We start from the raw sequence: 26,881 nt of genomic DNA on the forward strand, positions 1-26,881 counted from the left end.
ATATAAGCTTATTTATTGTATTTTAAAGAAACTAAATATAAAATAAAAGGGAATGTTTCAAAATAAGTTTTATTACTAAATTTTGATACAAACCCTTTTGTTTTTTAGGAGGAGTTATTATGGATAGAAATATTGAAAAAAGTATAGGGAAAATATTTAGACACTTTAAAGGTGATCTTTACTTAGTAGAGGGAGTAGTTACTCATTCAGAAAGTGGAGAAAAAATGGTATTATATAGAGCTCTATATGGAGATTGTGGCCAATTTGTAAGACCTTATGATATGTTTTTAGAGGAAGTTCCAGAGAAAAAAGAAAATCCTACAGGACAGAAATATAGATTTCAAGAATTTGAAGTTGAAAGCTTAAATAGAAAATAATAATTTTAGGATTTATTAATAGCTCTTAAAGTTATATGTAAAGTTAATATAAAATAAACGTAATAGCTCAGAAAGTATTCTAGAATAATTCTGAGCTATCTTAATGAATAAGAGGTTATAGCAGATTAGCCATAACGAAAAATGAGTTTAGAGAAATTTAAAACCCTAAAATAATAACGCGTACATTTTAGAATTTAGTTTTAAATCAACCCTCTAAAGTAGAGAAATATTATATAGGAACAGCTGTATAGATTAAATAACCCTACAGCTAATATTATTGTCAAATATATTAAGTTATATACAAAATTAAAAATTATTTTTCATTACCAAAAGCTTTAGGCTTAATATAATAATCAATAACAGGTACAAGTAAATTCATAAGAAGAATTGAGTATGACACCCCTTCAGGATAACCACCAAATATCCTTATTAAAGTAGTTATAAGTCCACAGCCAAAAGCAAATAAAATTTGCCCTTTCTTTGTCATTGGAGAAGTTACATAATCAGTTGCCATGAAAAATGCTCCTAAAAATAACCCACCTGTAAAGATTTCATAAATTCCATTTCCACTTAAGAAACCATTTCTACCTATAATAGTGGTTAATATTAAAACTGTACTAATATAAACAACAGGAATATGCCATGTTATTACTTTTCTATAAAGTAAGTATAAAGCACCAATTAATATAGCTAGGGCAGAAACCTCTCCTATACATCCTGCAATGTTTCCAAGAAAAGCATTGCTTAAAGGAGGAAGATTTCCTTGTCCACTTTTTAGTAAAGCTAAAGGGGTAGCTGTAGTAACTCCATCTAATGTGAAGATACTTATACTTTCAGGCCAAGCTGCTAATAGAAAAGCTCTAGCTGCTAAGGCTGGATTCATAAAATTACATCCTATACCACCAAAAATTTGTTTTACTAATACTATGGCAATAATTGATCCAATACATGCCACCCAAAGGGGAGTATTAATAGGTAAATTTAAAGCAAGTAAAACTCCTGTAACAATAGCACTTAAATCTTTTATGGTGATTTCTTTTTTTGTTATTCTTTGAAAAGCATATTCAGAAATTACAGCTGAAATAGCACAGGTTGCAATTATAAAAATTGCTCTTAATCCAAAAACTAATACTCCAACTAAGGAAGTTGGAATGAGAGCTATTAAAACATCTCTCATTATGCTCTGTGTTGATGATTTATCTTTTATGTGAGGAGATGAATCAACCAAAAGATTGTTGTCGCTTAATATTAAGGATTCCATAGATTCTTGTTTTGTATCAACCATTCTTTTCACCTCTTTACTTTTTAGATTTATTTCTAAGAGATTTTTTAGCATTTCTAATGTTATTGACTATAGAAATTTTTGCAGGACAGGAAAATGTACAGCAACCACATTCTATACAATCCATTCCACCAAAGTATTGAAATTCATCTAATTTATTTTTTAAAGCCAGCTCATTTAATTTTTGAGGAATTAAATTCATTGGACATGAATTTAAACATTTCCCACATCTTATGCAATGACTTTTAGGAGAAGTATCAACTTTAGATAAGCATAGAATACCAGAGGTACCTTTTGTAATAGGTATATCTAAAGAATTTATAGCAACTCCCATCATTGGTCCACCTAATATTATTTTACTTGGCTTATTTATAAATCCACCACAAAATCCAATTATATCCTTTATCGGTGTTCCAATTTTAACTCTTACGTTTTTAGGGGATCTTATAGCATCACCAGTTACTGTTACAACTCTTTCTGTTAAAGGTAATCCATTTATTAAACTATTATATAATTGATATATGGTAGATACATTATGAACAATACATCCCACATCTAAAGGAAGTTTTCCAGAGGGAACTTGAAGTTCAGTTAAAGCATAAATTAAGTGCTTTTCAGAGCCTTGAGGATATTTAGTTTTTAATGGCATTACCTTAATTCTAGCTTCTTCTCCTAAAATACTTTTAAACTTATCTATGGCGTTTGATTTATTGTCTTCTATACCTATGTAGATTAATGCCTTAGGAAAAAGCTCTAAAAGGATTTTTAAGCCACCAACTATTTCTTTCGTATATTCTAGCATAACTCTATGATCACAGGTTAAATAAGGTTCACATTCAGCTGCATTTATAATTATATATTCAACCTCTTTATACTCTGGAACATTAAGTTTTACATGACAAGGAAAGGTAGCTCCACCAAGACCAACTATGCCATAGTCCTTTACTAGATTAACCACATCTTTTAGAGAAAGTTCACTAGAATACTTAGGATTTTCCCTTGGAGATTTTTCATATTTAGAATCATTTTCTATGATTATTGCCTTTACATTAGATACATTCATAGATTGAATTTCTCTAATATCTTTTACAGTTCCAGATACACTAGAGTGAATAGGAGAAGAAACAAAGGCTGAAGAATCAGCTATTTTTTCATTTACCAAAACTTTTTGGCCAATTTTTACTATAGGTTCACAGGGTGCTCCTATATGTTGAGAAAGTGGGAAAATTAATTCTTTTTTAGGTTCGAAAACTTCTATACTTTTATCCTTAGTAAGTTCTTTATTATAAGGTAAATGAAGTCCTTTTTTAAAGGTAAAAAGACTCATGTATACACACCCTTTCATATAATCTTCATATTTTAATACTATGTATAAAATTTTTAATAAATTACATATTTTTGATTAATAAGATTTTATATTAAAGGAATAAAATTATGTAAAACTATTGCTATAAGGAGAGGATAATGTTTACAAGGAGATTTTTTTTAAAAATAATTTAAAATTGAAGTTTAATTAAATTTGAATCTGTAAAAACATAAGGGTATAATAAATATGTTAATAAAATGTTAAGTGTGAGGAGGGGAAATCTTTGAGTAATGAGAGTACGAAAAAAGTACTGTCACATAGAAAGGATTTAAGATTTAAATTAGTTCTAGAAGGCGCTGCCATAGGACTTTTATGTTCTTTAGTTTTGGTGCTAAATAGAATTATTGTTAATTACTTATTTCCACTTTTTAAAAAGCTTTATGCATGGGCAGCATTAAGTATAACTAATATGCTTATAGTTTTAGTTATATTAGCTATTTTAGGAGCACTTGTTGGATTTATGGTTAGAAGAGAGCCTATGATTTCAGGAAGTGGTATTCCTCAAGTTGAAGGAGAATTAATTGGTAAACTTAAAATGAACTGGCTAAAGATTTTAATTTATAAGTTCTTAGGAGGAGTAATTTCCTTAGGAGCTGGATTATCTTTAGGTAGAGAAGGCCCATCAGTACAAATGGGAGCCGCTGTAGGAGAAGGATTTAGTAATGGTTTAAAAAGAATAAATATAGAGAAAAAATATTTAATAACCTCAGGTGCTTCAGCTGGTTTAGCAGCAGCATTTAATGCACCTTTATCAGGGGTAATATTTGCCTTAGAAGAGGTACATAAGAGTTTCTCACCTTTAGTTTTAGTTTCTGCAATGGCAGCATCCTTAGTATCTGATTTTGTTTCAAAACAATTTTTAGGAATGAATCCTAGCTTAGGAATGGAGAATGTACCTGTATTACCTTTGAAATATTACTGGGTATTAATAATATTAGGAGTACTTTTAGGTATAGGTGGTGCAATATTCTCAAAGGGAATTTTAAAAGTACAAAGTTTATATGGAAAGTTTAAAAAGGTTCCTGTAGAAGTTAAGGTAATGATTCCTTTCTTATTAACAGGTATATTAGGTATTTTCGCACCAATAATACTAGGTGGTGGACATGAACTTATAATGGATTTAGCAACTAAGAACTTTCCAATAAAGCTTCTTTTAGCTGTGCTTTTGATTAAATTCTTATTAACTATTATAAGTTTTGGTGCAGGTACACCTGGTGGTATATTCTTCCCACTATTACTTTTAGGTGCAGTAGTAGGTAATATAGTTGGAATAGTAAGTTGTAATGCATTTGGAGTTCCAAATCAATATATAATAGATTTTATAATATTAGCCATGGCAGGTAACTTTGCTTCAATAGTAAAGGCACCTATTACAGGTATAATACTTATTACAGAGATGACTGGTTCTTTTGAACATATGCTAGCTTTATCTGTAGTTGTAATAATTTCATATGTAACATCTGACTTACTAAAAAGTGAACCAATATATGAATCTTTATTAGAAAGGTGGATAGAAAAGGCTGGTTCAGAAGTAGAAGAACCTTCTAATAATAAAACTCTACTAGAGGTTGGTGTAGAACTTGGTAGTGAAGCAGAAGGAAAAGAAATAAAAGATGTTAATTGGCCAGAAACAGCACTTTTAGTTGCAATAAAAAGGGGAAATAAGGAAATAATCCCTAAAGGTTCTATTGAAATACAAAGTGGAGATTATTTAGTGGTTATGGTTGATGAGAGCAGAGCAAGCTCTGTTTTAGAAGAAATTCAATTCTTAACATCTGCTAAAGAAGAAATTTAATTATACATATGAAAAGATAATACTAAATTTAAAAAAGAGAATGAAGAAACTTATATAAGAATTTTAGAAAGACACTAGGAAAATTTATTTGCACAAATTCTCCTAGTGTCTTTTTGAATATTAGTTAGGAATACTATCTTGATTTTTTCTTTTTCTTAATTGAATAACCAAAAGAACCTAGTGGTTTAGAATTAAGACCAAAATATTCTCCATGACTATATGCTAATAAATTAGCCTTATTAAAATGAATCTTTCCCTTTTCATCTATAAGACTTTCATCAACTTTTACATTAAGAACCTCAAATAAAAACATGTCATGTGTACCTAAAGGTGTTATAGATTTAAGCTTACATTCTAAAGCTACAGGTGCTTTTTCAATAGAAGGAGTACTTACAGCTATTCCTTTATCAAGGGCATATCCAAAGTGTTTAATTTTATCAACTTTTCTTCCAGATTTAACACCGCAAAAATCAACAAATTTAACCATATCTCTACATGGTAAGTTTATAACACATTCTTCACTTTCTTTTATATATTCATGGGATAATCTTTCCGGTCTTATTCCCATGGCAATCATTGGAGGTTTAGTGCAAACTGTGCTAACCCAACCAACAGTAAAAGCATTTACTTTATCTTCTTTATTTTTAGAAGTAACAAGAACTACTGGAGTAGGATTTAACATTACACTTCCCTTAAAATTAACTTTTTTCATATGTATCTCCTTTAATTTATATTAAATTCTTTATTAGACATAATTTAAGACTTTAAAATTATAACATGAAAAATTTATATGTAAAACTAGTGAATAATATTTTTTAGTATTTAGAGAAATACTATTTATTATTTAAATACTAGAAAGGATTTTTATTATGAAAAAGAGATTTATATTTTTATTAGGAATTTTTCTTTTAGTAAATTTAGTTAGTACTACTTTACTGGGAGAGAAAGTTTTAGGAAAAGAAAAAGAAGAGGTTACTATATGTATTGATGCAGGGCATCAAGAAAAAGGAGATAGCAAGCTTGAACCTATAGCACCTTGGTCTAATCAAAAAAAGCCTAGAGTATCTTCAGGAACAGCTGGAGTTGGTACAAAAAATAAGGAATATGAAATAAACTTAGAAGTAGCTATGATCTTAAAAGAGCTTTTAAATAGAGAAGGCTATAAAGTAGTTATGACAAGAGAAAAAAATCAGGTTACCTTAAGCAATAGAGAAAGGGCAGAAATAGGAAATACATCAAAGGCAGATATTTCAATAAAACTTCACTGTGATGGGTCAAATAATTCAGGAAAAAGAGGAGCCTCAATTTTAATTCCTTCTTCTGAAACAAAGGAGTTAAAAGGTATATATGAAGAAAGTAAGAAATATGGAGAAATTTTATGTGAAACACTGAAAGAGGGGGGAGTAAAAGTTAATGGAGTTTTTGAAAGAAAAGATATGACTGGATTTAATTGGTCACAAATACCTGTAATAATTTTAGAGATGGGATTTATGAGCAATTGGGAAGATGATGCCTTATTAGGAGATAAGTTATATCAACAGAAAATAGCTGATTTAATAGTTAAGTCCTTAGAAAAATATACATTAGAACTATAGTTAAGAAATGATATATATAAAACTTATAAATATATTCTGAGAATTACTGAATTACGCTAAGAATTTATAGCTATTACTTCAAATGATTTACTAAAGCTCAGAACTCTCGCTGGTCAAACAGCTTCGCTTCTTAAGGTGAATTATTCTACGTAATAGCTTAAATTCTAAAGCTTATTCAGATATTCTCTTCATAATATTTATAAGTTTTATTTCTTAGTTATTTTAATACACATCATTTTTATATCTAAATTAATAATAAACATCTACTAGGTGAAAGCGTATATTGTCATTGCTCCAACCTAAATCAAAAGGAACAAGAAGCCTATCTGTGTTATGGCAAGTTACTAGTGGATAACCTTTACTATCTAATCCTGTAACTGTTGAAATATGAGTTATTCGTCCATTTTTTTCATAAGCAACAAAATCACCAGGTCTTAAGTTATAGGCAGCTTTATATATTTCTGAATATTTACCCTTAGCAATATAGGATGCACGTCCACTATTAACCATGTAATTTTTAAATGCTTGAGCATTTACCCAAGCCTTAGAACCTTCACCATCAGAATAGTTCCATGTTGAATTTTTCTTAAATCCACCACCTTCAAAAAGGATTTGAGAGGCGAAGTTTGCACAGTCTCCTCCTTGAGGGTTAAAGTCTGTGTATTTTTTATTATAGTTAAAACCAAGTTCATCATCTGCGGCTGCTCCACAATAGGTGTGTGCATAATCTATAGATTTCTGAGTTCTTTCATCAGGTGAATAAGATGGACTAGAACTATTTAAAATATAGGATTTAATTTCATCAGATTTTATATTATTTAAATCTAGAGAATCAGCAAAAGGATCAGTGTACCATTCTTTAGTGATAATATATCTATCTCCCTCATCTTTTAAATTTAAATAGTGATAAGTACCTAATCTAAAGGTATTAGTTTTAAGCGGATCATTAAGATAATAATATGTAAATTCACTTGAAACAACACATATTATTCCGTATAAGTCCTTTTCTCTTTCTCTAGCCTTTCTTATTTCAGTTTTTGATTTTATTTCATTAAATACAACTCCTTGTTTTTGAGACCAGTTATTCAAATACTTAACTTTTTTACTTTCACTTTCATATGCCCAAAGACTAGGCTTTTTTTGTAAATCATAAAATTTTTTTAATTCTTCTAAATCATTATTTAATATAGCTATATTTCTATTTTTAAATAAGTCTTGAAGTACTTCTTCAAATTTCCCCTTTAATTCATCATCTTCCTTTTGATCAGGTTCTTTTAATAAATTTATGGCTTCTGAAAATGCTGAAGTTTTCTTTTTATTTAAGGATACATATATGGATAAGGCTAATAATACTATTAGGGATAAAGAAGTCACTAATAATATTTTTTGTTTTCTTTTCATTAAGTTCCTCCTATTTTTAATACATAATTCAATAATGTATATGATGAATAACTAAAAAAAATAATAAATAAAAGTAAATATTAACTTAATAATAGATATATGCTTTTAAATTTTTAAAAATGTTGATAAAATTAATATGTAATAAGAGAGTAAAGGAGAATTACATAAGATGAAATTAGTAAAAGGAAAAATTCCATTTATAAGAAGTATTTTTGGATGTTTTATTTTCCCACTTGTAATCGGATACTTTTATACATACCTTAATCCGGAATGGTTTACAACAAATCAATGGGTTGGTGTAGCAGCTGGAGGTTTGCTTATAGCTAGAGGAATATTTGAAAAAGTTATGGCTAATAACCAAAGAAATGCAAAGGTTAGCTTTTTAGGTGGTGGAGCAATAATTTTATATGTTATTGCTAGATATTTTGGAATACTATAAAAATTATATATATAATTTTTAGTTCAATATTTTAAAAAGGAATATTAGTAAACTTAATATAATTTAATTAACCATAAAGAATAATCTTAAGCTAAAAGAGAAATGATATAGATTTAGTTATATCATTTCTTTTTTTATTTAGAAATTAACATTCTCTTAAACAAAATATAAGAATAAATTTAAATAAATTGAAAGCTATTTGGAAATAAATAAATCTATACTGGCAAACTTTTTAATATAGGGTAATTATGGTACAATTATTAAAATAAACATATTAACAAAATACCTTTCCATAGGAGTGTGAAAAATGAATTTTAAAGAGAACAATATTTATAGTGGATTTAAACTTTTAAACATAGAAAATTTAAATGAAATAGGTGGAGTAGGTTTAAGGTTTGAGCATGAAAAAACTAAGGCTAAACTTATAAAAATCCTAAGTGAAGATGATAATAAGTGCTTTGCAATAGGTTTTAGAACTCCTCCAACTAATGGTACAGGAGTTCCTCATATTTTAGAGCATTCAGTTTTATGTGGTTCTAGAAAATTTAATACTAAGGAACCCTTTGTAGAGCTTTTAAAAGGGTCTTTAAATACATTCTTAAATGCTATGACATATTCAGATAAAACAATATATCCAGTAGCATCAAGAAATGAAAAAGACTTTATGAATCTTATGGATGTTTACTTAGATGCTGTATTATATCCCAATATATATAAGCATAAGGAAATATTCATGCAAGAGGGATGGCATTATTATATAGAAAATAAGGAAGATGAATTAAAGTATAATGGTGTTGTTTATAATGAGATGAAAGGGGCATACTCATCTCCAGATTCTATACTTTATAGAAAGATTCCTCAAACAATATATCCAGACACTTGTTATGCCTTATCTTCAGGTGGGGATCCTGATGAAATACCAAATTTAACTTATGAAGAGTTTGTAGAATTTCATAAGAAATATTATCATCCATCAAACTCATATATTTTCTTATATGGTAATGGAGATACTGAAAAAGAGTTAGACTTTATAAATGAAGAATATTTAAAGAATTTTGAATATAAAGAGATAGATTCAGAAATAAAAGAACAAAAATCCTTTGAAAGTATGAAAGAAGAAAGTTTTACTTATGGAATAGCTGAAAGTGAAGATTTAAATCATAAAAGTTATTATAGTTTAAACTTTGTAATTGGAGATGCCACAGATGGAGAAAAAGGCTTAGCTTTTGATGTTTTAGCATATCTTCTAACAAGAAGTACAGCAGCCCCATTAAAGAAAGCATTAATAGATGCAGGTATAGGGAAAGCTGTATCAGGAGACTTTGATAACTCAACTAAACAATCAGCCTTTACTGTTTTAGTTAAGAATGCAGAGCTAAACAAAGAAGAAGAATTTAAAAAAGTAGTAATGGATACTTTAAAGGATTTAGTTGAAAATGGAATAGATAAAGAACTTATAGAAGCTTCCATAAATAGAGTTGAATTTGAATTAAGAGAAGGAGATTATGGTTCTTATCCTAATGGATTAATTTATTATTTAAAAGTTATGGATAGTTGGCTTTATGATGGGGATCCATATGTTCATTTAGAATATGAAAAAAATCTTGAAAAAATAAAATCTGCTTTAACAAGCAATTACTTTGAAGATTTAATTGAAAGATATATGATAAATAATACTCACTCTTCACTTGTTTCTCTTCATCCTGAAAAAGGAATAAATGAAAAAAAATCTGCTGAATTAAAGAAAAAGTTAGAAGAGATTAAAAATGGTTTTGATGAAAAGACTCTAAATGAAATAATTGATAATTGTAAAAAGTTAAAAGAAAGACAAAGTACACCTGATAAAAAAGAAGATTTAGAAAGTATTCCTATGCTATCTTTAGAGGATATAGACAAAGAAGCAACTAAAATTCCTACAGAAGAGAAAGAGATAGATGGAATTACAACATTACACCATGATTTCCATAGTAATAAAATAGACTATGTTAATTTCTTCTTTAATACAAATAGTGTTCCTCAAGATTTAATACCTTATGTTGGATTGCTATGTGATATATTAGGTAAGTGTGGAACAGAAAATTATGATTATTCTAAGTTATCAAACGCTATAAATATAAGTACAGGTGGAATAAGCTTTGGGGCTATAACTTTTGCTAATCTAAAGAAAAATAATGAGTTTAGACCATATTTAGAAATTTCATATAAAGCATTAAGCAGCAAGACTAATAAAGCTATAGAATTAGTTGATGAGATTGTAAATCATACTGACTTAGATGATATGGACAGAATTATGCAAATAATTAGAGAAAAGAGAGCTAGATTAGAAGGTGCTATATTTGATAGTGGTCATAGAATAGCTATGAAAAAAGTTTTATCATATTGCACAAATAGAGGAGCTTATGATGAAAAAATAAGTGGATTAGATTATTATGATTTTCTAGTAAATATAGAGAAGGAAAATAAAAAATCCATCATATCAGATAGCTTAAAAAAGGTAAGAGACTTAATCTTTAATAAGAGAAATATGCTTATAAGTTATTCAGGAAAAGAAGAGGAATATGACAACTTTAAGGAAAAAGTAAAATATTTAATAAGTAAAATAAATAATAATGATTTTAAAAAAGAAGAATATACTTTTGAGTTAGGAAAGAAAAATGAAGGACTTTTAACTCAAGGAAATGTACAATATGTAGCTAAGGGTGGAAATTATAAAGCTCATGGATATAAGTATTCTGGTGCCCTATCTTTATTAGAAAGTATTCTAGGCTTTGACTACTTATGGAATGCCGTAAGGGTTAAAGGTGGAGCTTATGGAGTATTCTCTAACTTTAGAAGAGATGGCGGAGCATATATAGTTTCATATAGAGACCCTAATATAGTAAGTACTTTAGAAGCTTATGATAATATACCTAATTATTTAAATGATTTTGAAGCTGATGAAAGAGAAATGACTAAATACATTATAGGTACAATAAGAAAATATGATCAGCCTATAAGCAATGGAATAAAAGGTGACATAGCAGTTTCATATTACTTAAGCAACTTTACTTATGAAGATCTTCAAAAGGAAAGAGAAGAAATTATAAATGCAGATGTAGAAAAAATTAAGAGTTTTGCACCTATGATTAAAGACTTAATGAAGGAAGACTACATCTGTGTACTAGGTAATGAAGAAAAGATAAAAGAAAATAAAGAGCTATTTAATAATATTAAAAGTGTAATTAAATAGATTTTAAATCTTTATTAAGAAGTAATTTTATTTTTAGAACTTTAATTGTAAATATTAATTTTAATCTATAAATATAACTTAAAAAATAGTCTTAAAGAATAATTTTAGACCTTATTGTATTTGAAATATTTTATTTCTACAGTAAGGTCTTTTTATTTTGAATTACATTTAAATAAATTAAAATAATAAAATAAAATGTGATATAATATTGTTTATTGTTACATAGAAAGGGAGAAAGACATAAATGGATTTTGTTGCAATAGACTTTGAAACTGCTAATGAGAAAAGAAATAGTGCTTGTTCTATTGGATTGACTGTTGTTAAGAATAATAAAATTGTTGAAGAAAAATATTTTTTAATAAAGCCTTGTGAAATGAGATTTCAGCCCATGAATATATGGATACATGGAATTAGACCAGAGGATGTTGAAAATGAGAGAACTTTTAATGAAATATGGGAAGAAATAAAAGATTACATAGATGGAAATTTAGTAATAGCTCATAATGCAGCTTTTGATATTAGTGTTCTTAGAAAAACTTTGGATTTTTATGATATACCTTATCCAGACTTTGAGTATGCCTGTACAGTAGTTATGGCAAAGAATTATTATAAATCATTACCAAATCATAAATTAGGAACTGTAAGTGAAGCTTTAGGCTTTGAATTTTCTCATCACCATGCAGGGGAAGATGCGAGGGCTTGTGCTAATATATTACTTAATATATGCAAAGATTTAGATATAGAATCAGTTGAAGAGCTTTCGGATAAGCTTGCCATAAGAATAGGTGCTGTTTATGAAAATGGATATAAATCTTCGGGAAGAAAGGGTGAATGTAAATATTCAAGCAATTTAAGACTTAAAGAAAAGAAGAAAGAGGGAGAAATATCTTTAAAATGCAAAAATGTAGTTTTTACAGGACCTTTAAGTTCTATGTCTAGAGGGGAAGCCATAGGAAATGTAATAAGATGTGGTGGTTTTGTCTCAAGTTCTGTAAGTAAAAAGACAAATTACTTAATTACAGGAATTAAGGATTTAAATAAATTAAAAGAAAATGAAAAGAGTATTAAATTAAAAAAAGCAGAAAATTTAATAAAAGAAAATTTTGATATTAAGATAATAAATGAAGAGGAATTTTTATCTATAATAGAATAAATAAACTTTAATTTTAGATCTAAATATTAATAAATAGCTCATTTAGGGGCTATTTTTGCTATTGTTAACAATAAGTTATTTACAATAATATTTATTATGCTAAAATAAGTTAGTAAAATTAATTAATTTATGTAATACTAGAATTAGTTAGCAAATTTTAATTAGGAAATTAGAGGTGATTAAATGGATAAATTATTTACTATAAGTGGAGTAGATTTTTTAGCAGGGGATTTTCAAGATGATATAAGTGAATTTCAAGATATAATACCTATATTACAAGATTTTCAAGAAGAATTAAAATTAGAGAAAATAAAGTGTACAGATGAGAATGATTGCTGTTTTAAAACTAAAGAAAATTATATATGCGAATTAGTCGGGGCTTTAACTGAAGATGATGAATTTTATTCATTAAAAGAATTAAGAAGTGATTATAATAGATTTAAAGATGAAATGCTATATCCTTTTGGAATACAAGTTTATAAATGTACATCATGTAATAAATGGATTATAAATTTACTAGAGGAGTAAGTTTTAACATATGGATAAATTGAGAGAGAGTATTACAGGGGTAGGTCATAACATTTGTAGCTTTTATAAAAGAGTAAAGGATAAAATTATAAAAGAAAAGGATCCTAAGGTAATAATAATTTGTGTTATTGCTTTAGCTTTAATTATAGTATTTCTATATGGTAATGTTAGTAGTAAAAAGAGAGATGTAATTGAACAATTATCTAATTCCTTAAGCAAAGGAAATGAAAGAGCCTTAATGAACTTAATAGAAGATGGAAATAAAAATTCAGGAATAACAAAAGAGGAGTTAATACCATATATTGATTTTTTTAAAGCGGATAAAAGTAGAATTAATAAGTTAGTATCTTCTTTAGAAAATGGGGATGAGATATACTCTACAAAATTAGAATCTAAAAAAAGTTTTTGGGGAGAAAAATGGTATGTAGTAATACAAAAAAAGAAACTTATTGTGGCATCTAATTTCCCAGAAGCTAGTGTGTATTTAAATGATAATTTTATAGGTACAACTAATACTAGTAGAAGTTTAGAAATACCTAATTTAATACCAGGAGTCTATGATGTTAAGATTGAAAAGAAAGCATATAATTCTAATTTAGTAGAAGAAAAAAATGTTATTTTCATGGATAACAATAAGATAGACATACCTTTAAATGGAACCTTAGTCACAGTTAAGAGTAGTTTTGATGATAGTAATGTATATATAAATGGAGAGGATTCAGGTATAAAAGTAAAAGATTTTAAGGATGTTGGTCCTTTTCCAAAGGATGGTTCAACATATTTAACTATAAAATGTAACACTCCTTGGGGAGAAATAGATAGCCAAAAGGTTTATGTAGAAGACCATCCAGAAATAAATATAGAATTAGATTTAAAAGATACAATTATCAAAGATGATGTTGAAAAAGTTGTAAAAGAATTTTATAGCAGCGTATTTCAGGCTTTAAATTCAGAGGATAAAAATGATATAAGAAATGCTAAAGATGAAGTTAAGAATAATATATATAATACATTAAGTCAAAAATATTTTCTTTTAAAGAATGACTATGACATAAGCGATCTTAAAATTAAGATGGAAAATAGTTCAATAGAACGAAATCATGGTGTTTATGAAGCTAGGATTGTAGTTAATGTTTCTTATAAGATAAAAAAGAAAATATTGGGAATAGATGTTAAAAGTGAATCAATGGAAAAAAACTTTTTCACAAATATGAAGTATGAAAATGGAAAATGGATAGTTTATAATGTACAAGACTTTTCATTACCAGGATTAGAAGAAGAGAAGGATAATTAATAAATAAAAAACAGATTGAATAATCAATCTGTTTTTTTATTTTATAAAGTTATTGCAGCATCAAGAGCAACTTCCATCATCTTTGTAAAGGTAGTTTGACGTTCCTCAGCAGTAGTTTCCTCAGCAGTAATTAAATGATCACTTATAGTAAGTATTGTTAAGGCATTAACACCATACTTAGCTGCTAAGGTATATAAAGCTGCAGTTTCCATTTCGACAGCTAAAGTACCAAATTTAGCCCATTGTTTCCATGCTTCAGGATTATCATTATAGAAGCTATCAGCTGTGAATACGCTACCAACCTTAGGAGAATATCCTTTTTCAACAGCAGTATCGTAAGCTGCCTTTAAAAGTTTAAATGATGCTGTTGGAGCAAAATCTAAACCATTAAATCTAACTTTATTTATTGCAGAATCAGTATGAGATGACATTGCTAAAACTAAATCTCTAACTTTTATATCTTCTTGCATACCGCCAGCAGTACCTACTCTTATTAAATTTTTAACTCCATAATCTCTTATAAGTTCATTAACATAAATAGAAATTGAAGGAACCCCCATACCAGTACCTTGAACTGATATTCTTTTTCCTTTATATGTTCCTGTATATCCTAACATTCCTCTAACTTCATTATAACAAACTGGATTTTCTAAAAATGTTTCAGCTATAAATTTAGCTCTTAAAGGATCTCCAGGTAATAAAATTGTTTCAGCTATTTGACCTTCTTTTGCACCTATATGAATACTCATAATGTACCTCCTCATAATGTAAATGTTTTATAAATAAATTTTATCATAAATAATGAAAAAATGCTAAAAATTATAAAAAATTAAAATTTTAATTTAAGTAGTTAAAGCTTATTTAGTATGTTATATTAATAGGTAATAATACAAAATAATAATTTATTAACTTTGTATTTATAAAAACAATGAGGTGATAATTTTGTTAAATATAGATAGAAATGAAATTAAGGATACTCCAGAATATGAAAGCTTTGGTGAAAATGAATTTCCATTGAAATACTTAAGTGAAGAAGAGTTAGAAGAGTTAGGCTTCAAAAAAAGTTGCTGTGGAAGTAGAGGAGGGTGTCCTAAAAAAACAAATGGAACTTGTGGAGGATGTTCTTCAAAGGGTGGATGCCAAGGAGGGTGTTCTAAAAATGGATGTGGATGTTCAACAGGATCTGGTTGTTGTAAGAATAAATAAAAAATACATACTCATATGAGTATGTATTTTTTTATATTATTTTCTTTTTTTAGCAACTTCTATATTAACAGTTCTTTTGTTAAGTTTTTTACCCATTGATTTTTTCATTATATTATTTACTGCATCAGCATCAACGTTAGCAAAGCAGAAGTTTTCTTTTATGTCTATATCTCCAACTTGCTTAGGACTTATTCTAGCAGTCTCTTTTAAGAAGTTAACAAGAGATTTAGGAGTTATACCATCTCTTCTTCCAACAGACATAAATAATCTAGTTTCGTCCATTACAGGAGCTTCTATAGAATTTGAAGTGTAATCAAAAGAAGATTCTTTATCAAATACTATTTTTAAAAGAGCAGCTGCAACATCTACTAAGCTATAATCTTCATCTAATTGAGTAGCTATTGGAATAAACTTTTGGAAATCTTCTGAAGCTTCTTCTATAGTAGATTTTACATTATTTATTATGTTATTATGTTTATTTTGGAATATTTCATCAACTGTAGGTACAGCTTTTCTTATTATTTTACTCTTAGTATGCTTTTGTATTTGCTTAAGCATCATATATTCTTTTGGAGTAACTAAAGAATAAGCAACTCCTTCTCTGTTAGCTCTACCTGTTCTTCCGATTCTATGTACATAACTTTCATTGTCTTGTGGTAGATCGTAGTTTATAACGTGAGTTACGCTTTCAACGTCTATTCCTCTAGCTGCAACATCAGTAGCAACTAAGAAGTCTAAGCTTCCTTCTTTGAATTTTCTTAAAGTTTGAAGTCTATGGTTTTGGCTCATATCCCCGTGCATACCTTCAACCATATATCCTCTAGCTTGCATTTTTTCTACAACTTCGTCAACACCTTTTTTTGTTTTGCAGAAAATTATTGCAGCATTTGGTTCATCAAAATCTAAAACTCTACAAAGTGTTTCAAATCTATCTCTATGTTTTATTTCAAAATAAAATTGTTCTATTTTTGAAACTGTTAAAGAACTTTTCTTTATTGCGATGTGCTTAGTATCTTCTTTCATGTAATTTCTAGCTAATTTCTTTATTTGAGGAGGCATAGTAGCAGAGAATAAAAGCGTTTGTCTATCAGTTTTTAATGATTTAACAATTTCTTCTAAATCATCAATGAATCCCATGTTTAACATTTCGTCAGCTTCATCTAACACTAGGAATCCTATATCGTTAAGAGGTAAACTCTTTCTTCTTATTAAATCTAATACTCTACCAGGTGTTCCAACAACTATATCAACACCATTTTTTAAAGCTCTAATTTGTCTATCTATTGGTTGACCACCGTATATTGGTAAAACAGAAAGTTTTTCATGTTTTCCAAGTCTTACAAGTTCTTCATTAACTTGTATAGCAAGCTCTCTAGTTGGTGCTAAAATAAGTGCTTTTGGAGATTTCTTCTTTCCTGAAAAATCAGCATTATTTATTATAGCGCATCCAAAAGCAGCTGTTTTACCAGTACCAGTTTGAGCTTGACCGATTATATCGTGTCCTTCTAGGGCTACAGGAATACTTTCAGCTTGTATTTGAGATGGTTCTTCAAATCCCATATCTTTTATAGCTTTAAGTAAGCTTTCCTTAAGACCTAAGTCATCAAATTTTATATTGTTCATTCTTTATCCTCTTTCTTCTTGTATATTTTTAGTTTTTAAAATTTATTTTATTTTTAAAATTCTCACAATCAAACAAAGCTTATCATAACATAGTATCTCCATATAAGCAAATGATATTATTTAAAATAAAAATTAAAAAAGTTTATTTAAATGTTTACTATAAGTTATAATAATAGAGATTAAAAAGGAAGGAGAGAAATTAATTTGGAAGTTGGAATTTCTTCAGCATGTTTTTATCCAGATTTTGAATTGGAAAAATCAATTAAAATAATGAAAGAATTGGATTTTAATACAGGAGAATTATTTTTAAATACTTATTATGAGTATAGTGATGATTTTGTAAAGAAATTAATTGAGGAAAAAGAGAAAAATAACTTTAATATAAAATCAGTACATTTTTTTTCATCTATGTATGAACCTTATTTATTTGATCAATATGAGAGAAGAAGAAAAGATTCTTTAGAAGTTTTTAAAAGTATATGTAAAGCTACTAATAAATTAGGAGCTTCATCATACACCTTTCATGGTATGAGAAAACAAGAGTTTAATACTATTAATAAGAAGGAAATTTTAAATATATATAATGAATTAGCTTATATAGCAAGAGAAAATAATATATATTTATCTCAAGAAAATGTTTCTTGGTGTATGTCTTCAGATATAGAATTTTTAAAGTATTTAAAAAATAACATAAAATATGATATTAAATTTACCTGTGATATAAAACAAGCATATAAAAGCAAGGAAAATCCTCTTGATTATATTGATATAATGGGGAAGGATTTAATTAATTTTCATATAAACGATAGAGATGAAAAAAGTATTTGTTTACTTCCTAGTAAGGGGAAAGTAAATTATAAACCTATAATTGAAAAACTAAAAAGTTTAGATTATAAAGGACCCTTAATAATAGAAGTTTATAGGGATAATTTTAAAACTTACGAAGAATTAAAAGATGTTAAAGATTTTATAGAAAAAAAACTACTAGTATGATAAAATGTATAAATGTAAGAATAAAATAAAAGAAATATTTGATAAAAAAAGAAATTATATGTTATAATTGCCTAGGTTAATTCATAAAACATGAATTTAAAAGGCTATTTACAGGAGGAATATACAATGGAAGCTAAAATGAACAAAATAGACACAAATGTTGTAGAATTAGAAATTAAAGTTGATGCTAAGGACTTTAACGAGGCGTTAAAAAAGTCTTATAATAAAAACTCAAAGAAGTTTAACATACCAGGATTCAGAAAAGGAAAAGTTCCAATGAACATGGTTAAAAAATTCTACGGAGTTGAAGTTTTATTTGATGATGCAATAAACGCTTGTATAGATAAAACTTACGGAGTTGCTTTAGAAGAAAATAACGTAAGACCAGTTGATTATCCACAAATCGAAGTAGTAGAAGTTGGAGAAGGAAAAGACTTAGTTTACAAAGCTAAAGTTACTACTTATCCAGAAGTTACTTTAGGAGATTACAAAGGATTAGAAGTTGAAGAAGTATCTTACGAAGTAAAAGACGAAGATATAGAAAAACAATTAGCTGATATGCAAGCAAGAAATGCTAGAGTTGAAACTAAAGAAGAAGGAACAGTTGAAAATGGAAACATAGCTGTTATAGACTTCAAAGGATTCATAGATGACGTAGCATTTGAAGGTGGAGAAGGAAAAGACTATCCATTAGAAATAGGTTCAGGAAGCTTCATAGATAACTTTGAAGAGCAATTAGTTGGATTAAAAGTTGGAGAAAGCAAAGATGTTAACGTAACATTCCCAGAAGCTTATGGAAAAGAAGACTTAAACGGAAAACCAGCTAAATTCGAAGTAACTGTAAAAGAAATAAAAGTTAAAGAATTACCAGCTTTAGATGATGAGTTTGCTAAAGAAGTTTCAGAATTTGATACTTTAGAAGAATTAAAAGCGGACTTAAAAGAAAAAGCTGTAAAAGCTAACGAATTAAGAGCTAAAAGAGAAATGGAAGAAAAAGTTATAAACGCTGTAGTTGATAACGCAAAAGTAGAAATTCCAGAAGCAATGATCAACAGAGAAGTTGAAAACATGGTAAGAGACTTAGAAATGAGATTAGGACAACAAGGACTAAGCTTAGAGCAATACTATGAGTTCACTGGAAGCACTGAAGATAAGATGAAATCTTACATGAAAGAAAATGCTGAAAGAAAAGTAAAAACTGATTTAGTTATGAGTGCTGTAACTGAAGCAGAAGCTATAGAAGCTACTGAAGAAGAATTAAAAGCAAAAGCAGAAGAAGTTGCTAAAATGTACTCAAACGGAGCAGAAACTGAGAAAATGGTTGATCTATTATTAAATGCTCAAAGAGCTGCTTTAGAGTTAGATGTTAAGAGAGAAAAAACTTTAAAAATGTTATTTGAATCTTTAAAATAATAAATAAATAAACTTTCAGATAATTGCCAGGAAGTATTTCTTGGCAATTATTTTAAAATTAAAAGTTTGTTTAGAAAAAGACTAATTAACAAATGTCTATTTTTTTTATATAATAATTATGATAATGTATGTTTTTATGATATATATGGCAATATTATAATTAGAGTTTTTTTTAAAAGGAGGGAATTTAATGAGCAATTTAGTACCTATGGTAGTTGAACAAACAAGCAAAGGCGAAAGAAGTTACGATATATTCTCAAGATTATTAAAAGATAGAATAATAATGTTAAGTGGAGAGGTTAATGATGTAACGGCTAACCTTGTTGTTGCACAGTTATTATTCTTAGAAAGTGAAGATCCAGATAAAGATATACATCTTTACATAAATTCCCCAGGAGGTTCTATAACTTCTGGAATGGCAATTTATGATACTATGCAATATATAAAGCCTGACGTATCTACAATCTGTATAGGTATGGCTGCTTCTATGGGAGCATTCTTATTATCTTCAGGAGCAAAAGGAAAGAGATTCGCATTACCAAATGCTGAAATAATGATACACCAACCTTTAGGTGGTTTCCAAGGGCAAGCAACTGATATAGATATTCATGCTAAGAGAATATTAAAGATAAAAGATAAATTAAACCAAATCTTAAGTGAAAATACAAATCAACCTCTTGAAAAGATAAAAGTAGATGTTGAAAGAGACTATTTCATGGAAGCATCAGAAGCAGTAGAATACGGATTAATAGATAAAGTTATAGAAAGAAAATAATCTACAACTTAAATCTTATTGAAAGTTGAGGTGGATAAGATGGGAAAATTTGAAGATAAAAAGCAATTAAGATGTTCTTTTTGTGGTAAAAATCAGGAGCAGGTTAAAAGATTAATCGCAGGTCCTGGTGTATATATATGTGATGAATGTATAGAGCTTTGTTCAGAAATCATAGAAGATGAATTTGAAGGAAATACAGAATCATCACCATTAGAAGCTAGCAATCTTCCAAAGCCACAGGAAATCAAAGATTATTTAGATCAATATGTTGTTGGTCAAGATAAAGCTAAGAAATCTTTAGCAGTAGCTGTTTATAATCATTACAAGAGAATAAATGCTAATAAAGCAGAGGATGATGTTGAATTACAAAAAAGTAACATACTTTTATTAGGACCTACAGGTTCAGGTAAAACATTACTTGCACAAACTCTTGCTAAAATGTTAAATGTTCCATTTGCTATAGCAGATGCTACAACATTAACAGAGGCAGGATATGTTGGTGAAGATGTTGAAAATATACTTTTAAAGCTAATTCAAAATGCAGATTATGATGTTGAAAGAGCTGAAAAAGGTATAATATATATAGATGAGATAGATAAGATTGCTAGAAAATCAGAAAATCCATCTATTACAAGAGATGTTTCTGGAGAGGGTGTTCAACAAGCTTTATTAAAAATATTAGAGGGAACAACAGCTTCAGTACCACCACAAGGTGGAAGAAAGCATCCACATCAAGAGTTTATACAAATTAACACTTCAAATATTTTATTTATTTGTGGTGGGGCTTTTGATGGAATAGATAAAATAATAGAAAAAAGAGGAACTAAGAGTTCTATAGGTTTTGGAGCTGAGGTTAAAGGAAAAAGCGAAAAGAACGTTGGAGAACTTCTAAAGGATATAATGCCTGGAGATTTATTAAAATTCGGTTTAATACCAGAATTTGTTGGTAGATTACCAGTCTTAGTAACTTTAGAAGCTTTAGATAATGAAGCTTTAGTAAGTATTTTAACTAAGCCAAAGAATGCTCTAGTTAAGCAATACAAAAAATTATTTGAGCTTGATAATGTAAAATTAGATTTTACAGAAGAAGCTTTAAAAGCTATTGCAGATGAAGCTATAAATAGAAAAACTGGTGCTAGAGGATTAAGAGCTATAGTAGAAGAAACTATGATGGATATAATGTTTGATATACCATCAGAAGAAAATATTGTAAAAGCTACTATAACTGAAGAGACAATAAAAGATAGAAAAGAGCCAGAGCTTGAAAAGCTTCCAGAAGGAGAAGTTAGACCGACTTTAAGAACTGAGAAGAAAAATAAAGCTAGGAAAGATATAGAAACTGCTTAATAGAAAAAGATGCATAGTATTTATGCATCTTTTTTATTTTTTATGGAGTTTTTGGAATATCATCACAAAAATAGGTAAATACTAACCGTATAGAACGGGAGGTATTAGAGATGAATACTTATACATTTATAATGTTTCTACAATTACTTATGTCAATTTTATTCTATATATATATGAGCAAGTCCTTTGCCAATAAGAAGAAAGATAATAATGTCTTAGAAAAAGAAAATGAAAAAGAAATGGAAAAATTAAATAAACTAAGAATGATAAAACTGACAGAACCTTTAACTGAAAAAAGTAGACCGAGTAATTTAGAAGAAGTAATAGGACAGGAAAAGGGAATAAAAGCACTTAAAGCAGCACTTTGTGGGCCAAATCCGCAACATGTAATAATATATGGGCCACCAGGGGTAGGAAAAACTGCAGCTGCTAGAATAATTTTAGAAGAGGCTAAGAAAATGGCAGCATCTCCTTTTAATAAGGACTCTAAATTTGTTGAAATAGATGCTACAACTTTAAGATTTGATGAGAGGGGTATAGCGGATCCATTAATAGGTTCTGTTCATGATCCAATATATCAAGGAGCAGGATCCTTGGGAGTTGCAGGAGTGCCTCAACCTAAGCCAGGAGCTGTAACAAAGGCTCATGGAGGAATACTTTTTATAGATGAAATAGGAGAATTACATCCTATTGAATTAAATAAACTTCTTAAAGTGTTAGAGGATAGAAAAGTTTTTTTAGACTCAGCGTATTATAGTTCAGAAGATCCAAATACTCCTAGATATATAAAAGAAATATTTGATAATGGATTACCAGCGGATTTTAGATTGATTGGTGCAACTACAAGAAGTCCAGAGGAAATAGTGCCAGCTATAAGGTCAAGGTGCGTAGAAATATTTTTTAGAGGACTAACTGTTGAAGAGATTAGAAAAATTGCTTTAAATGCTACAAATAAGGTTGGATATAGAATAAGTGATGCGGGGTTAGACATAGTATCTAGATATTGTACTAATGGAAGAGAAGTTATAAACTTAGTGCAATTATGTTCTGGCCTTGCAATAAATGAAAATAGAGATTACATAAAAGAGAGCGATATCTATTGGGTTATTGAAAATGGTCAATACAATCCTAGAATGGAAAGGATGATAAATGATAAGCCTGAAATTGGATATGTAAATGGGTTAGCTGTATATGGAGCTAACAATGGTGCTTTAATGGAAATAGAAGCTACTGCAAAGTTATCAAGTAATAATATAGGTAGTATAAAAATTACTGGAATAGTTGATGATGAGGAACTAGGTGGTGGAGAGAAGAAAATAAAGAGAAAAAGTACAGCGTATTGCTCTGTACAAAATGTATTAACAGTATTAGATAATATATTTAATTTAAATTCAAAGGCCTATGATATACATGTGAATTTCCCAGGCGGAATACCAGTAGACGGTCCATCGGCTGGAATAAGTATAGCTACAGCTATATATAGTGCCATAAAAGGAGTGCCTGTAAATAATAGAGTGGCTATGACTGGCGAGATATCAATAAAGGGAAAAGTAAAACCAATAGGTGGAGTAAATGCCAAGATATTAGCAGCAAAGAGAGCTGGAGTAGAATTAGTAATTGTTCCAAAGGAAAATTTAAGTAGTATAACTAGGGATATTGATGGAATAAAGATAGTTGGAGTAAAAGGAGTTGAAGAGGTATTAAATCTTGCACTTTATGAAGAAGAATGTATAGAAAAAGATAGTTTAATACTGAAAGATAATACGGCATTTTTTGGTACTGGTGCTTTAAATGCAGAATCTTTAAAGAAAGCTAACACTTAAAGTGTTAGTTTTCTTTTATAGAATTAAATAAGCTTGAAAAAAACTTGTAATATGTGTATACTTGTTAAAGACTATATATTTATATAATATGTAGTTATTAATTTTTTTGGAGGGGATATTTATGAAAGAAGATAAATTAATTCTTCCTTTAATTCCTCTAAGAGGTTTAACTGTATTTCCTAATATGGTTATATACTTTGACGTTGGTAGGGAAAAGTCAATAGAAGCTGTTGAAAAGGCTATGGCAGGAGATCAAAAGATATTTTTAGCGGCTCAAAAAGATATAGAGATTGACAATCCGAGTGAAGATGACATCTTTAATATAGGTACAATCTGTGAAATAAAGCAAATTGTAAAAATGCCAAAAAACACTATAAGAGTTTTAGTAGAAGGTATTGAAAGAGCAAAGATGGATGAATTCTTTGATAAAGAGGAATTACTTGAAGCATCAATAGAAAAAATAGAGATTGATAATGAAATTGACCATGAATTTGAAGCTTTATCAAGAAAGTTAAAGGATGACTTTTTTGAGTTTTTAGATATTACAGCAAGTAGTGGAATAAATGGTGTTGATTTATTTGACAATCTAGAAGAAGAAAAAGATTTAAATAAGGTTACGGATTTAATTTCTTCCTATGCTCTTATAAAACAAGAGGACAAGCAGGATATTCTTCAAACTTTAGATTTAAAGAAAAGAATAGAAAAATTAATATTTTACGTGAAACAAGAGATTGAAGTAGCTAAAATAGAAAAGAGAATTGGAACTAAGGTTAAGAAGAAATTAGATAAAGGCCAAAGAGAATATTATTTAAGAGAGCAAATGAAGGTAATCCAAGAAGAGCTTGGAGAAGATGATGATAATAAGAAAGCTATAATTGAGTTTGAAAAAGTTATAAATGAGAAAAAATTACCAAATCAGGTTAAAGAAAAAGCTCAATATGAAATTTCAAAACTTAAGGTATCATCTCCATATTCTCAAGATGGTGGAGTTACAAGAACTTACTTAGAAAATTTATTAGACATGCCTTGGGGAGAGTTTACTAAGGATACTTTAAATATAAAAGATGCTAGAAAAGTATTAGATAAAGATCATTATGGATTAAGGGACGTAAAGGATAGAATTCTTGAATATTTAGCTGTAAAGCAAATAAGTAATTCATTAAGAGGACCTATTCTTTGTTTGGTTGGACCTCCAGGGGTAGGTAAAACTTCTATAGCTAAAAGTGTTGCAACTTCATTAAATAGACAGTTTGTAAGAATGTCTTTAGGTGGAGTTAGGGATGAAGCTGATATAAGAGGACATAGAAGAACTTACGTTGGAGCAATTCCAGGAAGAATAGTTACTGGATTAAAGGAAGCTAAAAGTATGAATCCAGTATTTTTACTAGATGAAATTGATAAATTAGGAATGGATTTTAAAGGGAATCCAGCTGATGCATTACTAGAAGTTTTTGATAATGAACAAAATAAAACTTTTAGGGATCATTATCTAGAGGTGGATGTTGATTTATCAGAGGTTATGTTTATAACAACAGCAAACTCTTTAGATGGAATTCCAAGACCTCTCTTAGATAGAATGGAATTAATAGAGGTATCAGGATATACTTATGAAGAAAAATTCAGAATAGCTAAGAAATATTTAGTACCAAAGGTATTAAAAGAACATGGTGTTGATAATAAAATAATAACTATATCTGATTCTGCTTTAAAATTTATTATAGATAGTTATACAAGAGAATCTGGAGTAAGAAATCTTCAAAGACAAATAGCTAATGTTATAAGAAAAGGAATAAAGGATATAATAGAAAAAGATAAGAAAAATTTAAATATATCTACTAAGTTAGTTGAAAAATACTTAGGGCCAAAAATCTTTAGTTATGAAGAAATTGATAAGGAAGATAAGGTTGGAGTAGTTACAGGAATGGCTTGGACTGCTTATGGCGGAGATACTTTACCAGTAGAAGTAATGGTTATGGATGGTAAGGGAAGATTAGAGCTTACTGGACAACTTGGAGATGTAATGAAGGAATCTGCAAGAGCTGCATACTCTTATGTGAGAGCTCATATGAAAGAATTAGGAATAAAGGATGAATTTTATTCTAAGAAAGATATTCATATACATGCTCCAGAAGGTGCGGTTCCAAAGGATGGTCCTTCTGCAGGGGTTACTATGACTACTGCCTTAGTATCAGCATTAACTGGTAAAAAAGTTAAACATAATGTTGCTATGACTGGAGAAATAACTTTAACTGGAAAAGTTTTAGCTATTGGTGGTTTAAAAGAAAAATGCTTAGCAGCAAGAAGAGTAGGAATTGATACGGTTATAGTTCCTAAGGAAAATGAAAAGGACGTAATTAAACTTCCTAAAATAGTTAAGGATAGTTTAAATATAATACTTGCAGATAAAATTGATGATGTATTAAAAAATGCATTGGTTGGAGTTGAAAAATAATGAAAATAAAAAGTTCGGAATTTATAATATCAGCGGTTAAGAGAGAACAGTACCCTGATGATAATCTACCAGAAATAGCTTTTGTTGGTAGATCAAATGTTGGTAAATCTTCTATAATTAATTCATTAACTAATAGAAGAGGGTTAGCAAAGGTAAGTCAAACTCCAGGAAAAACTAGATTAATAAATTTCTTCTTATTAAATAAGGATTTTTATTTAGTGGATTTACCTGGTTATGGATATGCAAAAGTATCTAAAAAAGAGAAGGCATCTTGGGGTGCTACAATAGAAAGATATTTATTAAATAGAGGACCTTTAAAGAAGGTTGTTTTATTAGTAGATTGTAGACATAAACCTACTGCTGATGATGTTCAAATGTATGAATGGATAAAGCATTATGGATATGAGGTTGTAGTTATCGCAACAAAGAGTGATAAGATATCTAATAACCAAATAGGAAAAAGCGAAAAGCTTATAAAAGAAACTTTAGGATTACCTAAAGATTACAAACTTAAGTTCTTCTCTTCATTAAATAAAAAAGGAAAAGATGAACTTGTAGATTATCTTTTTGATGATTTAGTTGAAGAAATTTAATTTCATAAATTAAAATGTAAAATTAACTTTTTAGATGTTTCTAGAATATATTATTAAATAAGCTGTGAAGATTTTATCTTCGCAGCTTATTTTTTTTGAAGTATATGCCCTTTTGCCAATAATTATTACAAAAAGTAGAAAATATTCCATAAATATGTGTCAAAACTTTGTAAAGAGAATACTATATAGTATAAAGA

The 26,881-nt window shown here is 28.6% G+C and carries 22 protein-coding genes; 16 read left to right on the top strand and 6 right to left on the bottom strand.

The window, feature by feature from the left end; genetic code table 11:
• The first annotated feature begins 119 nt into the window (after positions 1 to 119).
• Entirely contained in the window at positions 120 to 377 is a 258-nt protein-coding gene (locus ACYUCG_RS05425) for a DUF1653 domain-containing protein (protein ID WP_240298403.1), read from the top strand.
• Positions 378 to 690: 313 nt separating this feature from the next.
• Here the strand turns inward: ACYUCG_RS05425 and ACYUCG_RS05430 are convergent, their stop codons facing one another.
• Positions 691 to 1,662 carry an RnfABCDGE type electron transport complex subunit D gene (locus tag ACYUCG_RS05430; RefSeq protein ID WP_283677749.1) on the bottom strand — a complete coding sequence of 324 codons (972 nt, stop codon included), beginning with the start codon at positions 1,660 to 1,662 and terminating at the stop codon, positions 691 to 693.
• Between the two features lie 13 nt (positions 1,663 to 1,675).
• Complete coding sequence (rsxC, locus tag ACYUCG_RS05435) at positions 1,676 to 2,986, bottom strand: electron transport complex subunit RsxC (RefSeq protein WP_283677748.1); 1,311 nt, start codon at positions 2,984 to 2,986, stop codon at positions 1,676 to 1,678.
• Between the two features lie 262 nt (positions 2,987 to 3,248).
• Between rsxC and ACYUCG_RS05440 the strand changes: the two genes are divergently transcribed.
• Entirely contained in the window at positions 3,249 to 4,820 is a 1,572-nt protein-coding gene (locus tag ACYUCG_RS05440; protein ID WP_283677747.1) for a ClC family H(+)/Cl(-) exchange transporter, read from the top strand.
• A gap of 133 nt (positions 4,821 to 4,953) precedes the next feature.
• Here the strand turns inward: ACYUCG_RS05440 and ACYUCG_RS05445 are convergent, their stop codons facing one another.
• Positions 4,954 to 5,532 carry a flavin reductase family protein gene (locus ACYUCG_RS05445; RefSeq protein WP_003481535.1) on the bottom strand — a complete coding sequence of 193 codons (579 nt, stop codon included), beginning with the start codon at positions 5,530 to 5,532 and terminating at the stop codon, positions 4,954 to 4,956.
• Positions 5,533 to 5,689: 157 nt separating this feature from the next.
• On the opposite strand from ACYUCG_RS05445, the gene ACYUCG_RS05450 reads away from it, so the two are divergent.
• Complete coding sequence (locus ACYUCG_RS05450; RefSeq protein WP_460268254.1) at positions 5,690 to 6,415, top strand: N-acetylmuramoyl-L-alanine amidase; 726 nt, start codon at positions 5,690 to 5,692, stop codon at positions 6,413 to 6,415.
• A 249-nt stretch (positions 6,416 to 6,664) separates the two neighbouring features.
• On the opposite strand, the gene ACYUCG_RS05455 is transcribed toward ACYUCG_RS05450, so the two are convergent.
• Positions 6,665 to 7,816: an amidase domain-containing protein gene (locus ACYUCG_RS05455; RefSeq protein ID WP_460268255.1), complete on the bottom strand. Its 1,152-nt coding sequence runs from the start codon at positions 7,814 to 7,816 to the stop codon at positions 6,665 to 6,667.
• 169 nt (positions 7,817 to 7,985) lie between these two features.
• Between ACYUCG_RS05455 and ACYUCG_RS05460 the strand changes: the two genes are divergently transcribed.
• From ACYUCG_RS05460 to ACYUCG_RS05480, 5 genes are all read left to right on the top strand, one after another.
• Positions 7,986 to 8,255, top strand: a complete 270-nt coding sequence (locus tag ACYUCG_RS05460) for a hypothetical protein (RefSeq protein WP_060795851.1) — start codon at positions 7,986 to 7,988, stop codon at positions 8,253 to 8,255.
• 307 nt (positions 8,256 to 8,562) lie between these two features.
• Positions 8,563 to 11,484 (top strand): insulinase family protein, encoded by a 2,922-nt coding sequence (locus tag ACYUCG_RS05465; RefSeq protein ID WP_460268256.1) that lies wholly within the window; start codon positions 8,563 to 8,565, stop codon positions 11,482 to 11,484.
• Positions 11,485 to 11,728: 244 nt separating this feature from the next.
• Entirely contained in the window at positions 11,729 to 12,637 is a 909-nt protein-coding gene (locus tag ACYUCG_RS05470; RefSeq protein WP_060795853.1) for an exonuclease domain-containing protein, read from the top strand.
• Positions 12,638 to 12,820: 183 nt separating this feature from the next.
• Positions 12,821 to 13,165: a hypothetical protein gene (locus tag ACYUCG_RS05475; protein ID WP_003481530.1), complete on the top strand. Its 345-nt coding sequence runs from the start codon at positions 12,821 to 12,823 to the stop codon at positions 13,163 to 13,165.
• A gap of 10 nt (positions 13,166 to 13,175) precedes the next feature.
• Entirely contained in the window at positions 13,176 to 14,459 is a 1,284-nt protein-coding gene (locus tag ACYUCG_RS05480) for a zinc ribbon domain-containing protein (protein ID WP_139933513.1), read from the top strand.
• Between the two features lie 41 nt (positions 14,460 to 14,500).
• Here the strand turns inward: ACYUCG_RS05480 and deoD are convergent, their stop codons facing one another.
• The gene (deoD, locus tag ACYUCG_RS05485) at positions 14,501 to 15,208 is read right to left on the bottom strand and encodes a purine-nucleoside phosphorylase (RefSeq protein WP_060795855.1); all 708 of its coding nucleotides are present in this window, start codon (positions 15,206 to 15,208) and stop codon (positions 14,501 to 14,503) included.
• 184 nt (positions 15,209 to 15,392) lie between these two features.
• On the opposite strand from deoD, the gene ACYUCG_RS05490 reads away from it, so the two are divergent.
• Complete coding sequence (locus ACYUCG_RS05490; protein WP_240298393.1) at positions 15,393 to 15,665, top strand: hypothetical protein; 273 nt, start codon at positions 15,393 to 15,395, stop codon at positions 15,663 to 15,665.
• Positions 15,666 to 15,701: 36 nt separating this feature from the next.
• Here ACYUCG_RS05490 and ACYUCG_RS05495 read toward each other — a convergent pair whose 3' ends face one another.
• A complete protein-coding gene (locus ACYUCG_RS05495; protein ID WP_003481525.1) occupies positions 15,702 to 17,288 on the bottom strand; it encodes a DEAD/DEAH box helicase in 1,587 nt (528 codons plus the stop codon).
• A gap of 204 nt (positions 17,289 to 17,492) precedes the next feature.
• On the opposite strand from ACYUCG_RS05495, the gene ACYUCG_RS05500 reads away from it, so the two are divergent.
• The 7 genes from ACYUCG_RS05500 to yihA all read left to right on the top strand — a co-directional run bounded on the left by ACYUCG_RS05500 (position 17,493) and on the right by yihA (position 26,684).
• Entirely contained in the window at positions 17,493 to 18,281 is a 789-nt protein-coding gene (locus ACYUCG_RS05500) for a sugar phosphate isomerase/epimerase family protein (RefSeq protein WP_198630623.1), read from the top strand.
• Positions 18,282 to 18,407: 126 nt separating this feature from the next.
• Positions 18,408 to 19,694 (top strand): trigger factor, encoded by a 1,287-nt coding sequence (gene tig, locus ACYUCG_RS05505; RefSeq protein WP_110028937.1) that lies wholly within the window; start codon positions 18,408 to 18,410, stop codon positions 19,692 to 19,694.
• Between the two features lie 190 nt (positions 19,695 to 19,884).
• The gene (clpP, locus tag ACYUCG_RS05510; RefSeq protein ID WP_003448628.1) at positions 19,885 to 20,469 is read left to right on the top strand and encodes an ATP-dependent Clp endopeptidase proteolytic subunit ClpP; all 585 of its coding nucleotides are present in this window, start codon (positions 19,885 to 19,887) and stop codon (positions 20,467 to 20,469) included.
• 39 nt (positions 20,470 to 20,508) lie between these two features.
• On the top strand, positions 20,509 to 21,816 hold the full coding sequence (clpX, locus tag ACYUCG_RS05515; RefSeq protein ID WP_060795859.1) for an ATP-dependent Clp protease ATP-binding subunit ClpX: 1,308 nt from the start codon (positions 20,509 to 20,511) through the stop codon (positions 21,814 to 21,816).
• Between the two features lie 110 nt (positions 21,817 to 21,926).
• Positions 21,927 to 23,639: an ATP-dependent protease LonB gene (lonB, locus tag ACYUCG_RS05520; RefSeq protein WP_060795860.1), complete on the top strand. Its 1,713-nt coding sequence runs from the start codon at positions 21,927 to 21,929 to the stop codon at positions 23,637 to 23,639.
• 121 nt (positions 23,640 to 23,760) lie between these two features.
• Positions 23,761 to 26,091 (top strand): endopeptidase La, encoded by a 2,331-nt coding sequence (gene lon, locus ACYUCG_RS05525; RefSeq protein WP_460268257.1) that lies wholly within the window; start codon positions 23,761 to 23,763, stop codon positions 26,089 to 26,091.
• Positions 26,091 to 26,684: a ribosome biogenesis GTP-binding protein YihA/YsxC gene (gene yihA, locus ACYUCG_RS05530; RefSeq protein WP_011592354.1), complete on the top strand. Its 594-nt coding sequence runs from the start codon at positions 26,091 to 26,093 to the stop codon at positions 26,682 to 26,684. Before lon ends, yihA begins: the two co-directional genes overlap by 1 nt.
• Positions 26,685 to 26,881 lie beyond the last annotated feature (197 nt).

The sequence above is a fragment of the Clostridium sp. CTA-17 genome, assembly GCF_054767895.1.